Origin of the sequence: Rhodospirillum sp. A1_3_36 (assembly GCF_047263945.1) — a bacterium.
Lineage (GTDB): Bacteria > Pseudomonadota > Alphaproteobacteria > Rhodospirillales > Rhodospirillaceae > Rhodospirillum.
This window is the reverse complement of the sequence record NZ_JBLAVB010000002.1, coordinates 290,866-303,871: the sequence shown is the minus strand read 5'-3', so window position 1 is coordinate 303,871 and position 13,006 is coordinate 290,866. Positions and strand designations below refer to the sequence as shown.

Genomic DNA, 13,006 nt, shown 5'->3' with positions numbered 1-13,006 from the left:
GGGTCAACCCCGGAGAGGAGAGCAAGCGGGCAGGGTTACCCGCCGGGAAGGGCGTAGCCGTTGCGGCGGCTCACGGTGCGGAGTGTAAACGATGACCGGATTCGTGCCACCCCCGGCATGCGCGACAGGTAGACCTTGTGGATGCGCTCGAAATCGGCTGTGTCGGCGGCGACGAAGCGCAACAGGTAATCGGCGTCACCGCTCATCAGGTGGCATTCCATAACTTCAGGGCAGGCACGGACGGCGGCCTCGAAGGCTTCCAGACAGGCTTCCGACTGACTGGACAGGCTGATTTCCACGAAGATAGAGGAGGGTTTGCCAATGGCGGTTTGATTCAACAGGGCCATGTAGCCGCAGATGACTCCTTCGTCCTCCAGCCGCTTCACCCGCCGCAGACAGGCCGAGGGGGACAGGGCAATCCGCTCCGCCAGCTCCGCATTGGTGATCCGCCCGTCCTGCTGAAGAGACGAAAGAATCTTACGATCCACCGCGTCTAAGGGGATTGGTCGCATTTTCCACCTCAAAATCATGAATCATTCGAATGATCTTGTGTAATACAGGACGAAAATACTTGGTTACGCAAGCACATTTCGAGGCTGTCGGCGCATACTCAGGTCACTGTTGTTGAGGGCTCCGCTCTGGATCCGCTTCCTGCGGTGCCCCGCTTCAATTGGGACCGTTCAACTCAAGCAAATGGTGGGCTTCATGCTTGTTGGTGTGCCGAAGGAAATCAAAAACCACGAGTACCGGGTCGGTTTGACGCCGGACAGCGTCCATGAATATGTGGCCCACGGCCATCAGGTCATCGTGGAGACCGGCGCGGGCGTCGGTATCGGCGCCGCCGATGCCGATTACGAGGCCCAGGGCGCGACGATCGTTGCCACTGCCAAAGAAATCTTCGACCGCGCCGACATGGTGGTCAAGGTCAAGGAACCCCAGGCCGTCGAACGGGCCATGCTGCGCCCCGGTCAGATTCTCTATACCTATTTGCACCTTGCTCCGGATCCGGAACAGACCAAGGATCTGGTGGCTTCTGGCGCGACCTGCATCGCCTATGAAACCGTGACCGACGCCAAGGGCGGTCTGCCCCTGCTGACCCCTATGTCCCAGGTGGCCGGGCGCATGTCCATTCAGGCGGGCGCCACCTGTCTTGAAAAATCCCACGGTGGCGAGGGCATGCTGCTGGGCGGTGTGCCCGGTGTGGCCCCGGCGAAGGTGGTGATCATTGGCGGCGGCGTGGTTGGCGAAAACGCCGCCCAGATGGCTCTCGGTCTGGGTGCCGACGTGACCGTGTTGGACCGGAACCTGGAGGTTCTGGCCCGTTTGTCCGCTCGTTTCGGCTCCGCCTTGAAGACGGTGTTCTCCAGCAAGGCCGCTTTGACCGCAGCTGTCGTCGACGCCGATCTGGTGGTGGGTGCGGTGCTGGTGAAGGGGGCCTCGGCGCCCAAGCTGGTGACCAAGGAGATGTTGGGCCAGATGCGCGACGGCGCGGTTTTGGTGGATGTGGCCATCGACCAGGGCGGTTGTTTCGAAACCTCCAAGGCGACCACCCATGCTGACCCGACCTACATCATTGATGGGGTTGTTCATTACTGCGTGGCCAATATGCCCGGCGCCGTGGCCCGGACCTCGACCTACGCGCTGAACAACGCCACCCTGCCCTTCGGTCTGGCCATCGCCAACAAGGGGTGGAAGCAGGCTCTGGCCGATGACCCTTACCTGCGCGAGGGCCTGAATGTCCACGCCGGTCAGATCACCTGCGAGCCCGTGGCCCGCGACCTGGGCTATGCCTACGTTCCTGCCGAAGACGTTCTGAAGTAGGGATCGTTTCGATACCAGAGCCCGCCACGCTCGGCAGTCTTGGCTCTCTCCTCGGTCGCTTGCTGATGGCATTCGGCGACTGGGTTCCCTCCCCCTCTGCCCGATCCCCCGGGGCGGAGGGGGCTTTTTTTGGCCTCGCGAAAAAGGAAGGTTACCAGGCTGGGGAGTGGTGGAGTCCGGGAATGGAGGAACTCTCCCTGACAAGATAGTCGACGAGCAGACGGATGCGGGTAATCGCCGCCCGTTGGGGCACGATCAACATGCTTAAGGGAACGGGAGGCAGCGTATAGTCTGGCAAGACCTCCAACAGGGCGCCTGACTGTAACAGATCATCGACCAGCCATCGGTGTGTCGGGCCGAGGCCCTGCCCCGCTGCAAAAGCTTCCCGGGCAGCAAGCCCGTGGTCGAGACGCAGACGACCGCCAAAGGGAACCCTTTGGTCTTTCCCATCCCGTCCCCGCAAGATCAGATGGTCGCTGCCACCCACATTGACCATGCGAATTCCTTGATGCCCCGCCAGATCTGAGGGTGTCAGGGGCTGTCCCCAAGCGGTCAAATAGGCGGGCGAGGCGACCAACAGGCGGCGGCTGTATCCGAGAACTCGTCGCTTCATGCTGCTGTCGCTGAGGGGACCCAAGCGCAGGGCGAGGTCTATTCCATCCCGGACGAGGTCGATCCGATCGTCGGTCAGGCTCAGATCGACCTGTATCTCGGGATATCTGTTCTGGAAGGCGAAGACCAGACGGGTGACATGGCGGACACCCAGTGCCGCCGTACAGGAGATCCGGATTGTGCCGGAGGGGGCGTCACGGGATCCCCGTGCCTCTTCCGCCCCCTGCTCAAGGATCCGGAGCATCCGAAGGGAGGTATCGAGAAAACGCGCTCCTTCCTCAGTCAAGGTGACACGACGGGTGGTTCGACTCAGCAAGGCGACTCCGAGACCCTCTTCAAGGTCCCGCAAGTGGCGGGTGACCGTCGACTGCCCGATATTGAACTCCCGCGCGACGGCAGAGAGGTTACCGCGCTCCGCCACGCGGACGAAGGTGCGCATGCGGTCAAGGGTCAGGAGTGTTTGATCCATTTTCCGGCACAATCATATTCATTATCCCTGGATACCAGATTATTCCGCAGCTGGTTACGGTGGAAGTCCAATCCCCGGACAGTGAAGGATTCTTTTCCATGAACGTTCTTTTCGTTTTCGCCCATCCCGACCCTCACTCCCTAAACGGCGCGCTTCGCGATAGTGCCGTTGAGGACCTGAAGGCCCAAGGTCATTCCGTTCGGATCACGGATTTATACGCCGAAGGGTGGAAAGCGGTGGTTGACCGGGCGGATTTTCCCCAACTGGCCCCCGGAACCCGCCTTCGGGTGCCCCAGGCTTCCAGGGATGCGTTTCAGGAAAAAGCCCTGACCCCGGATGTACAAGCCGAACAGGAAAAATTGCTCTGGGCCGACACGGTGATCCTGCAGTTTCCCCTGTGGTGGTTCGCCATGCCCGCCATTCTCAAGGGGTGGGTGGACCGGGTTTATGCCTATGGGTTTGGCTATGGCGTGGGGGAACACAGTGACCGGCGGTGGGGTGATCGCTACGGCGAGGGCACAATGGCCGGAAAACGCGCGATGCTGATTGTGACGGCGGGGGGGTGGGAGAGCCACTATTGTCGCCGGGGCGTGAACGGGTTCATGGAGGACCTCTTGTTTCCGATCCACCATGGCATCCTGTTCTATCCCGGTTTTGAGGTGTTGCCCCCCTTTGTCCTCTACGAGGCGGACCGCCTCTCCGAGGAAAACTATCCGGCAGCGGCTGAGGCGCTTCGGTCGCGGATGCGGACCCTTGAAACCACGCAACCCATTCCCTATCGACGGCAAAACGGGGGAGACTACGATATTCCGCGCATGGAACTTCGTGCCGAATTGGACCGGCCAGGGATCTCGCCCTTTGGGCTGCATCTTAACGAATCAGAGTCCCGGGATGGGTCGATGTCGAATAGGGCCGACTAAAACTCCACTCCCGGCTGGGCCTTGATGCCCGAGCGGAAGGGGTGTTTCACCATTTTCATTTCGGTGACGAGATCCGCCGCCTCCATCAGTTCGTCAGAGGCATTGCGACCCGTGAGCACCACATGCTGGTCACTGGGGCGTTTCGCCAGGGCCTCCAGCACCTCTTCCAGCTCCAGGTAGCCGTAGCGCAGGACCACGTTGATTTCGTCCAGCACCACCATGCGCACCGAGGGATCGGCCAAGAAGCCCTTGGACACCTCCCAGGCGCGCTGGGCGGCGGCGATGTCCCGTTCCTTGTCCTGGGTCTCCCAGGTGAAGCCCTCGCCCATGGCACGGATGGTTACCAGTTCGGGAAAGCGCTCCAGAACTTGCCGTTCGGCGGTGTCCATGGCGCCCTTGATGTATTGGACCACGCCCACTTGAAAGCCATGGCCGATACAGCGCAGAACCATGCCGAAGGCGGCGGAGGACTTGCCCTTGCCCGGGCCCGTATGGACGATGATCAGGCCCTTTTCCCCGCTTTTTCCAGCCATCATGCGGTCCCGGGCGGCTTTCTTCTTGGCCATCTTGTCTTTGTGGCGTTGAAGGTCCTCGGTTTCTTGGGGGCGCTCGCTTTCGGTCATGGCTGGTTTTCCTCAAGGCTGGGGGAGAAGCGGCCCTCGGCGAGGGCGCTCAGAAGGGATCGGCTGTCGTTCCGCTTGCCCCGCCAAAGGCCCCGGTCCTGGGCCTCTATCAGGCGGGCGGCCATGTCTTTCAGGGCGTCCGGATTCACCTCGGCCAGGAAGGCCCGGACGGCGTCATCCATCAAATAGGCATCCAGAACGAGATCGAAATGGTGGTTTTTCACCGCCCTTGTTGTGGCGGAGAAGGCGAAGAGGTAATCGACCGTCGCGGCCATTTCGAAAGCACCCTTGTAACCGTGGCGCATGACGCCCTCGATCCACTTGGGGTTCACGACCCGGGCGCGGACCACACGGGCGATTTCTTCCTCCAGGGTGCGGACCCGGGGGTCCTCCACCCGGGCGTTGTCCCCATGGTAGACGACCGGTTGGCGCCCCGAGAGGACGCGGGCGGCGACGGTTGCCCCTCCCTCAAACTGGTAGTAATCGTCGGAGTCGAGCAGGTCATGCTCCCGGTTGTCCTGGTTTTGCAAGATGACTTCGGCGCTGGCGAGGCGGGCTTCGAACTGACCATGGGCGGCCTCTCCGGCGGAACCGGAGCCATAGGCATAGCCTCCCCAGGCCACGTAGGCCTTGGCGAGGTCCGCTTCGGTCTCCCAGCCCTTTTCGTCGATCAGGGCTTGGAGGCCTGCCCCATAGGCCCCGGGGCGGGAGCCGAAAACCCGATGTCCGGCCCGGTGCGCCGCCTGTTCCGGATCCGTTCCGGAAGCAATGAGGCGTTGGGTATCCTCGCGGACTCTCTGAGCGAGTGGATTGAGGTGGGCCGGTTCGTCGGCCTGTTCGGCGACGGCCCGGGCTGCGGAGTCCACCAGATCGATCAGGCCAGGGAAGGCATCCCGGAAGAAGCCGCTGACCCGCAAGGTCACATCGACCCGGGGACGATCCAGGACGGTCAGGGGCATCACCTCGAACCCGGTGACCCGGCGGCTGGTCGGATCCCAGGTGGGTTGCACGCCCATCAGGGCGAGCGCTTGGGCGATGTCGTCTCCGCCTGTGCGCATATTTGACGTGCCCCAGGCACTGAGGACCAGGGTTCGGGGCCAATCCCCATGGTCCTGCAGGTGACGCTCCAACAGAACGTTTGCCGCCCGCCAGCCCAGGGTCCAGGCGGCCGGTGTGGGGACCACCCGTCCATCCACGGAATAAAAGTTCCGACCGGTGGGAAGAACATCGGGCCGCCCCCGGGAGGGTGCGCCGGAGGGGCCCGGTTCGACAAATCGGCCATCCAGCCCCGTCAGCAACCCCGCGAGTTCCGCTGGGCCGCAGGCATCGACAGCGGGGGCAAGGGTGGTGCGGATGTCCTCCAGCACTGCCGCCGTGGCGGACCAATTCGCATCGGCATCGTTGTCACCCGACACCAGGGCGGCGGCCAATAGCTCCAGACGCTCCACCGTGTCCCCCTTGGTGCGCCAGGGATCGGCGGACAGGGCGTTCAGGACGGCGGGGCGCAGACCCTCCCAGGGCTCCCCCATGGGGCAGGACAGGGGATCCAGCGTGAGACCCAAATCCTTGGCCAAGGCGCGGGTCAGGGACTCCTGGGCAGGCGTCTTGCCCCGGGGACTCCGGGCCAGGGCCACCAGCAGATCAGCGCGGAGGCGCCCCTCCGGCGATTCCCCATAGATATGCAGTCCGTCGCGGATCTGCATTTCCTTGAGTTCGCAGAGGTGGTTATCCAGGGCTGCCAGGGCGCTGTCTTCGTCGATACCACCGGACAATCCCAGGTCGGCAAGCAGCCCGGCGCTTTCGGCTAGGGAGAGAATTTCCCGTTTGAGCACCGTCAGGCGCCGGGGATCCACTGCCGCGGCTTCGTAGAACTCGTCCACCAGTCGCTCCAGGTCGCGGAGCACGCCGTAGCTCTCCGCCCGGGTCAGCGGTGGGGTCAGGTGGTCGAGGATCACCGCCTGGGCGCGCCGTTTCGCCTGCGTTCCTTCACCGGGATCATTGACGATGAAGGGGTAAAGATGTGGCAGAGGCCCCAGGGCTGCTTCGGGCAGGCAGTCTGCGGAAAGGGCCAAAGCCTTGCCGGGCAGCCATTCCAGGTTCCCATGCTTGCCCATGTGGATCACCGCTTGGGCGGCAAAGGGGCCGCGCAGCCAGGCATAGAAGGCCAGATAGCCATGGGGTGGCGGCAGGGCCGGGTCGTGGTAGCTGGAAACGGGATCGATGTTATAGCCTCGGGCCGGCTGGATACCGATGGCCACATTGCCCACCAGCGTCAGGGGGAGAGCAAACCCGTTCCGGGATCGGACGAAGAACGGATCCTCCTCCGGTGGTCCCCACCGGTCGGAGACGATGGAACCGGCACCCGGGGACAGGCCGTCGAGGAAGGCCTGATAGCTTTCCAGCGGCAGAAGGATGTCTGCGTTCTCCCGCTTTTTAGGATCATGGGCATTGGTGGGACCGGCCAGCAGGCGGGTAATCAGGGCCGTGCCGTCCAGGGGACGACCCGGGACGGAATAGCCCGCGCCGTCAAGGGCGGCCAGGACCTTGGCCGTTCCAGCGGGAACGTCTAGCCCCACCCCATTGCCCAGGCGCGCATCCCGGTTGGGGTAATTGGCCAGGACCAGGGCGATCTTGCGGTCCTGGGGCGCCTTGTTGCGTAACCGGACCCAGTTGGCGGCGAGGGTGGCGACGAAGGCGATCCGATCCGCGACGGGCTCGTGCCGGGTGATGGCGGTCTGAAGGGCCGCATCCCGATCCGTCGATCCCTTGAAGGAAATGGCCCGGGAGAGGATGCGCCCATCCACCTCGGGCAGGGCCACGGCCATGGCGATATCGCGGGCAATCAGGCCGTTGTCCATGGTGCGCCAACTCTTTTCGTCGCTTCCGGCCAAGACGGCTTGGAGGACCGGAGCATCCACGACTCCGAGGGGGGTGGCCCGGGGCGCGCCCGGGGCGGCCACGGAAAAGCCGGTCAGGTTGATAATCACATCCGGACTTTGGCGGAGCAGGACCGTCTCCACCGTTGCCGCCGCCAGGGCGTCTTTCAGACTGGTACAGTAGAGGGGAACCGGCCGCAGGCCCCGGGCCTCCAGGGCGTCTGCCAATGCGCTAACCGGGGCGAGATCTCCCGCCTGGACCAGGGCGCGGTAGAAGACGATGGCCACGCTGGGACGCCCATCCCGGAGATCGGGTTCCTCGCCCAAAATGCCGGCCACGGGCAGGGCAACCGGCTCTCGCCAGTCCGTTTCGATGCCGCAGAGGTCTGCGCAGTGGCGGAGGAACTGACCGGCATTGTCAACGCCGCCTTCGACCCAATAGCGCCAAAGGCGGTGGAGCACCTCCCGGGGCAGGGTCGAGGCGCGGGTCAGATCTTCGTCCGGGTTGGCGTCGCCCGGCAGCAGAGCCAGCTTCAGGCCTGTTTCGCGAGCCAGCTCCACCAGCCGCTCCACCCCATGACTCCAGTACCCCCGTCCGCCAAGCAGACGCACGACCACCAATTTCGCTTTGGCGGCCAAATCGTCAACCCAGAGGTCCACGCTCATGGGATGGCCCAGATGGGTCAAATTGGCCGCCCGGATGGAGGGACACTCGGGTGAGTGGGCGGGCCAAGCGGCCCGGGCTGCGGCGAGGCAGGCGATTTCCGTGTCGGCGGCGGAAAGGAACAGGATATCAGCGGGATCCTGCCCCAGGTCCACCGCCTCGGACCCGTCGGTCACGCGTCCGGGTTGGGCAGCGAGGAGGTGCATGGGGGCTCCCGGTCGGTGGGGGAAAGGGGACGGGAGTTAATCGTCTCCCATCTTCAGGGCATTGATGAAGGCGGTTTGCGGGATTTCCACCCGGCCAAACTGGCGCATCTTCTTTTTGCCCTCCTTCTGCTTCTCCAGAAGTTTCTTCTTCCGGGAAATATCCCCGCCGTAACACTTGGCGGTGACATCCTTGCGCAGGGCGGCGATGGTTTCGCGGGCGATCACCCGGCCCCCGATGGCCGCCTGGATGGGCACCTTGAACATATGCCGGGGGATCAGGTCCTTCAGTCGGGCACAAATCTGGCGACCACGGAATTCGGCCTGTGACTGGTGGGCGATGAAAGCCAGGGCGTCCACGGGCTCATTGTTCACCAGGATCGACACGCGGACCAAATTGCTTTCCGTATATTCATCCATATCGTAATCGAAACTGGCATAGCCCCGGCTGATGGACTTCAGGCGGTCGTAAAAATCGAAGACGATTTCGTTCAAAGGCAGCTTGTAGACGGCCATGGCGCGGGAGCCTGCGTAGGTCAAATCAAGCTGGATACCGCGCCGCTCCGTGCAGAGCGCCAAAATCTGACCGAGGTAGTCATCCGGCACCATGATGGTGGCCTTCACCCAAGGTTCCTCGATCCGGTCGATTTTCATCGGGTCGGGCATGTCCGCCGGATTGTGGAGTTCTTCCATGGTCCCGTCGGTCATATACATCTTGTAGACCACCGAGGGGGCGGTGGTGATCAGATCCAGGTCGAATTCCCGCTCCAACCGCTCCTGGATGATTTCCATGTGCAACAGGCCCAGGAAGCCGCAGCGGAAGCCGAAGCCGAGGGCGGCGCTGGTCTCCATCTGGAATTCGAAACTGCTGTCGTTCAGGCGGAGCTTGGCCAAGCTGTCGCGCAGCAGCTCGAAATCGCTGGTGTCCACGGGGAACAGGCCGCACCAGACCACGGGAATGGAGGGCTTGAACCCCGGCAGGGCTTCCGTCGTCGGATTCCGGTCATCGGTGATGGTATCGCCGATGGAACAATCCGCGACGCTTTTGATGCCGGCCATGATGAAGCCCATTTCGCCGGCGGACAGGCTGTCGGTCTCCAGCATCTTCGGAGTGAAGACGCCGACTTTGTCGATGGGATGGACCGCTCCGGTCTGCATCATACGCATGCGCATGCCCTTTTTCAGGGTTCCGCTGCGCACACGGACCAGGATCACCACGCCCAGGTAAGGGTCGTACCAGCTGTCGACCAGCATGGCTTGGACCTTGGCGTTCAGGTCCCCTGTGGGGGGAGGCAGTCGGGTGACGATGGATTCCAGCACCTGATCGACGTTCAGGCCGGTTTTGGCGGAGATGCCAACGGATTCGCTGGTATCCAGGCCGATCACGTCCTCAATCTGGCTTTTGACCCGGTCCACGTCAGCGGCAGGCAGGTCCACTTTGTTCAGGACGGGGATGATTTCGTGGTTGGCGTCGATGGCCTGGTAGACGTTAGCCAGGGTCTGGGCCTCCACGCCCTGGCTGGCGTCAACCACCAACAGTGAGCCTTCACAGGCCGCCAGGGACCGGGAGACCTCGTAGGCGAAGTCCACGTGGCCCGGGGTGTCCATCAGGTTTAATTGGTAGACCTTTCCGTCCCGTTTGGCGGTATAGAGGAGGCGGACCGTTTGGGCCTTGATGGTGATGCCGCGCTCCCGCTCCAAATCCATGGAATCGAGCAGCTGCTCCTTCATCTCCCGGTCGTTCAGGCCCCCGCAGAGCTGAATCAGTCGGTCCGCCAAGGTGGATTTGCCGTGGTCGATATGCGCGATGATCGCGAAGTTACGGATATGGGACAGGTCGCTCATGGTTCGCCGGACAGTAGGAGTGGGGCCGCAAGATTGCGCGGAAGGGGCGGAAGATAGGCCCAAACCGGCTGCCGTTCAACCGTGAGGGCCGTTCAGCAGATCAGGAGACAGGCCCATTTGTCTCATTCAATTGCTTTTCCGCCGTGGACGAGTCGTTATAGTCTGGCAAAAAGGCTCCCGGTTCCATGTGAATTATGGGGTGGCTGGGCTTTGATTAGGGAAAATTGATCTTGAGCGAACCACGCGGGATAGATGGGGCTTCGAGCGGAAGCTTGAATGCGGAAACGCTTCTGCAACTCGCCCGCGAAAAGACCGTGAGCAGTCGGAACCGCTTGGCCGAGGCGATGGTGGATATGTTCTCCGACCGAGGGCGCGATTTGAGCGACCGGGAACGGGGGCTGATGATCGATATTCTGAAGCGGGTGTTGGGCGAGATCGAACATTCCGTTCGCAAACGCATCAGTTCGGATTTGGCCAGTCGGAAGGATGCCCCCCACGCCTTGATCGGTTTCCTGGCCAACGACGAGATTGATGTCGCCTATTCCATTCTCAGCCAGAGTCGGGTGCTTCAGGACGCGGACCTGATTGAGGTGATCCGTAATCGGACCATGGAACACCAACTGGCCATCGCCGTCCGCTTTCACGTGAGCGAGGCGGTCACCGACGCCCTTGTGGAAAGCGGGAACGAGACGGTGATCACGGAAATGCTGCGTAATCCCGACGCCGAGATCTCAAGGGCGACCATGGATTATCTGGTCGAGCAGTCCCAGCGGGTGGATACTTTCCGGGAGCCGATCCTGCGGCGGGAAGATCTGCCACCGGAGGTGGCCAAGCGCATGTTCATGTGGGTTTCTGCGGCGCTGCGGAAGTACATCCTGTCCGAATTCGGTCTGGATGCGGATACCGTGGATGATCTTCTGGAGAACGCTGCCCGGGAAGGATTGATGACCGAAGCTTCGGTCCAGAAACCGCCCGCCGCGACGCTCGCCGAAAAGCTTTACCAAAAGGGCAACATCGACGTAGACCTTTTGATCAGCACTCTCCATGACGGGGAGATTGCGCTGTTCGTTCATCTTTTCGCCCGGATGTCCGGCATGCGGGCGCCCCTGGTGCAACGCATGCTGTTTGAACCGGGTGGGGAGGGGTTGGCCATTGCCAGCAAAGCCTTGGGGTTCTCGCGGGAGGATTTCTCTGTCCTGTTCTTGCTGTCCCGTCAGGCACGGCCTGAGACCCCTCGCAACGTGCGCCATGCTCACCAACAGGTCATGGAGATGTTCGATCGCATGGTCGAGGCAGAATGTCGGAAAGTGCTGCGCAAATGGCAAAGGGATCAGGACTACCTGAAGGCCCTGTTGTCGGTGGAAGGGGATGGGACGGTCGACCCCCTGCCTCCGAAAACATCCCGGTTGCAGCGCCGACCCAAGGCGTGAGGCGGACATGAACCGGTTGGATGCGGATTTCCTGACTCGCGAGCGCTTTTATGATTTGACCCGGCTGGTGTCCGACTGGCTGTGGGAAACAGATCGTGATGGGTCCTTCACCTATGTCAGCGATCGCGTATTCGAGATCCTGGGCCTGCCGAGCCAAGCCCTTTTAGGGCGAAGCTTTTCGGATCTGGGGCAGTTTCCCGATGGCGGAGAATTCTTCGACCCGTTTCGCGATCGCCCGTTTGAGACGAGGCACCGGGATGGCGAGGCCCGGTATCTTCTGATCAGCGGATTGCCCGTTTTCCATCCGGAGACCGGGGAGCGCTTGGGGGTAAGGGGCACGGCCAAGGATGTCACGGGTGAACGCCGGGCTGATGCTGAGATCAAGCGTCAAAGGGCTTTCCAACAGAGCATTCTGGACGCCATTCCCCTTCCGGTTTTTCTTAAGGACGCCGATGGGCGGTATGAGATGTGTAATCAGGCCTTTCTGGATGCGAACGACAAGAGGCGGTCGGAAATCATCGGTAAATCCATGTTCGACCTGCTGCCCGAGGAGGAGGCTGCGAACCACGCCAGGGAAGAAGCCATTCTCCTGAGAGAGGGGCGGACAAGGGTCTGGGAGGCGTCAAGTCGTTCCTTGGATGGGAAAGGCCGTTCGGTTCTCGTCACCGCGTCCCCGCAGATGGAAGTGATGGGGGGACGGGACATGGGCTTGATCGGCGTTGTCCTGGATGTCACACGGGGCAAGGAAGTGGAAAAGATCCTGCGGGCAACCGTGGCGGAATTGACGGAAAGGAACAACGACTTGCAGCGCTTTGCCGAGGTCGCTGCCCATGACTTGCAAGAACCGGTTCGGGCAGTGGTCAGCTATTGTCAATTGTTGGACCGAAGTCTGAAAGGCCGTCTGGAGGACCAGGAGCGGGAATATTTATCCTATGCCATAGAGGGGGCGAAGCGCATGCGTGCCCTGGTGCAGGACCTGTTGGCCTACTTCAGTGCCGGTCGGGAAGAATTGGAGGAAGAAGGCATTCGGGTTTCTGACTTGGTAGAGGAAGCCATCGAGACGCTGCGCCCCGAGATGGACCGGCTTGGGGGCACCTTCGATGTGGGCAACCTGCCAAAGACAAGAGGACGTCGCAAGGAATTGGCAAGCCTGTTCGGGAACTTGCTCGATAACGCCGTGAAATTCCATTCACCTCTCCGACCGCCCGAGATTTCCGTTAAGGCGCAACCCCTGTGGGATGGCAGCGGCACTTGGCGGTTCACCTTGGCGGACAATGGTATTGGCATGGATCCATCCCAGGCGGAAAAGGTCTTTTCCATCTTTCGTCGCCTCCATGGTCCCCAATCCTATGAAGGAACCGGCGTTGGCTTGGCCATCTGCAAGCGGGTGGTCAGCCAGCATGGGGGAACAATTTGGATTGAAAGTCAGCCGGACCTTGGGTGTTCGGTCCATTTTACACTGATGGCCGAGTCGGACCTCCCTTAGAGTTCAACCCGAAATGACTCTCATTATCTCAATAACTTAGCCGTTGTTTCCGCGACG

The 13,006-nt window shown here is 61.9% G+C and carries 9 protein-coding genes; 4 read left to right on the top strand and 5 right to left on the bottom strand.

The window, feature by feature from the left end; translation table 11 throughout:
- Positions 1-35: 35 nt before the first annotated feature.
- Complete coding sequence (locus ACLIRY_RS05935; RefSeq protein ID WP_413204438.1) at positions 36-512, bottom strand: Lrp/AsnC family transcriptional regulator; 477 nt, start codon at positions 510-512, stop codon at positions 36-38.
- A 193-nt stretch (positions 513-705) separates the two neighbouring features.
- Between ACLIRY_RS05935 and ald the strand changes: the two genes are divergently transcribed.
- A complete protein-coding gene (gene ald, locus ACLIRY_RS05930; RefSeq protein ID WP_413204437.1) occupies positions 706-1,821 on the top strand; it encodes an alanine dehydrogenase in 1,116 nt (371 codons plus the stop codon).
- Between the two features lie 151 nt (positions 1,822-1,972).
- On the opposite strand, the gene ACLIRY_RS05925 is transcribed toward ald, so the two are convergent.
- Positions 1,973-2,902, bottom strand: coding sequence for a LysR family transcriptional regulator (locus ACLIRY_RS05925; RefSeq protein ID WP_413204436.1), 930 nt, complete (start codon positions 2,900-2,902; stop codon positions 1,973-1,975).
- Positions 2,903-3,000: 98 nt separating this feature from the next.
- Between ACLIRY_RS05925 and ACLIRY_RS05920 the strand changes: the two genes are divergently transcribed.
- Positions 3,001-3,822 carry an NAD(P)H-dependent oxidoreductase gene (locus ACLIRY_RS05920; protein WP_413204435.1) on the top strand — a complete coding sequence of 274 codons (822 nt, stop codon included), beginning with the start codon at positions 3,001-3,003 and terminating at the stop codon, positions 3,820-3,822.
- On the opposite strand, the gene cobO is transcribed toward ACLIRY_RS05920, so the two are convergent.
- Genes cobO through lepA form a run of 3 tightly spaced genes read right to left on the bottom strand, consistent with a single transcriptional unit; the run spans position 3,819 to position 10,033 of the window.
- Positions 3,819-4,445 carry a cob(I)yrinic acid a,c-diamide adenosyltransferase gene (cobO, locus tag ACLIRY_RS05915; protein ID WP_413204434.1) on the bottom strand — a complete coding sequence of 209 codons (627 nt, stop codon included), beginning with the start codon at positions 4,443-4,445 and terminating at the stop codon, positions 3,819-3,821. The two genes, ACLIRY_RS05920 and cobO, sit on opposite strands and share 4 nt — an antisense overlap.
- Positions 4,442-8,191: a cobaltochelatase subunit CobN gene (gene cobN / locus ACLIRY_RS05910; protein WP_413204433.1), complete on the bottom strand. Its 3,750-nt coding sequence runs from the start codon at positions 8,189-8,191 to the stop codon at positions 4,442-4,444. Before cobN ends, cobO begins: the two co-directional genes overlap by 4 nt.
- A 36-nt stretch (positions 8,192-8,227) precedes the next feature.
- Positions 8,228-10,033 carry a translation elongation factor 4 gene (gene lepA / locus ACLIRY_RS05905; protein ID WP_413204432.1) on the bottom strand — a complete coding sequence of 602 codons (1,806 nt, stop codon included), beginning with the start codon at positions 10,031-10,033 and terminating at the stop codon, positions 8,228-8,230.
- 230 nt (positions 10,034-10,263) lie between these two features.
- Here lepA and ACLIRY_RS05900 point away from each other — a divergent pair, with 230 nt between their 5' ends.
- Together ACLIRY_RS05900 and ACLIRY_RS05895 are read left to right on the top strand one after the other, a co-directional pair.
- A complete protein-coding gene (locus ACLIRY_RS05900; RefSeq protein ID WP_413204431.1) occupies positions 10,264-11,463 on the top strand; it encodes a DUF2336 domain-containing protein in 1,200 nt (399 codons plus the stop codon).
- 7 nt (positions 11,464-11,470) lie between these two features.
- On the top strand, positions 11,471-12,949 hold the full coding sequence (locus ACLIRY_RS05895; RefSeq protein ID WP_413204430.1) for a sensor histidine kinase: 1,479 nt from the start codon (positions 11,471-11,473) through the stop codon (positions 12,947-12,949).
- The last annotated feature ends 57 nt before the right edge of the window (positions 12,950-13,006 follow it).

Bases quoted from the DNA above. Each gene is read 5' to 3' on its own strand.
- ACLIRY_RS05920 (WP_413204435.1), top strand. From the start codon at position 3,001: ATGAACGTTCTTTTCGTTTTCGCCCATCCCGACCCTCACTCCCTAAAC.
- lepA (WP_413204432.1), bottom strand. From the start codon at position 10,033: ATGAGCGACCTGTCCCATATCCGTAACTTCGCGATCATCGCGCATATC.
- ACLIRY_RS05895 (WP_413204430.1), top strand. From the start codon at position 11,471: ATGAACCGGTTGGATGCGGATTTCCTGACTCGCGAGCGCTTTTATGAT.
- ACLIRY_RS05925 (WP_413204436.1), bottom strand. From the start codon at position 2,902: ATGGATCAAACACTCCTGACCCTTGACCGCATGCGCACCTTCGTCCGC.
- ald (WP_413204437.1), top strand. From the start codon at position 706: ATGCTTGTTGGTGTGCCGAAGGAAATCAAAAACCACGAGTACCGGGTC.
- cobO (WP_413204434.1), bottom strand. From the start codon at position 4,445: ATGACCGAAAGCGAGCGCCCCCAAGAAACCGAGGACCTTCAACGCCAC.
- ACLIRY_RS05935 (WP_413204438.1), bottom strand. From the start codon at position 512: ATGCGACCAATCCCCTTAGACGCGGTGGATCGTAAGATTCTTTCGTCT.
- cobN (WP_413204433.1), bottom strand. From the start codon at position 8,191: ATGCACCTCCTCGCTGCCCAACCCGGACGCGTGACCGACGGGTCCGAG.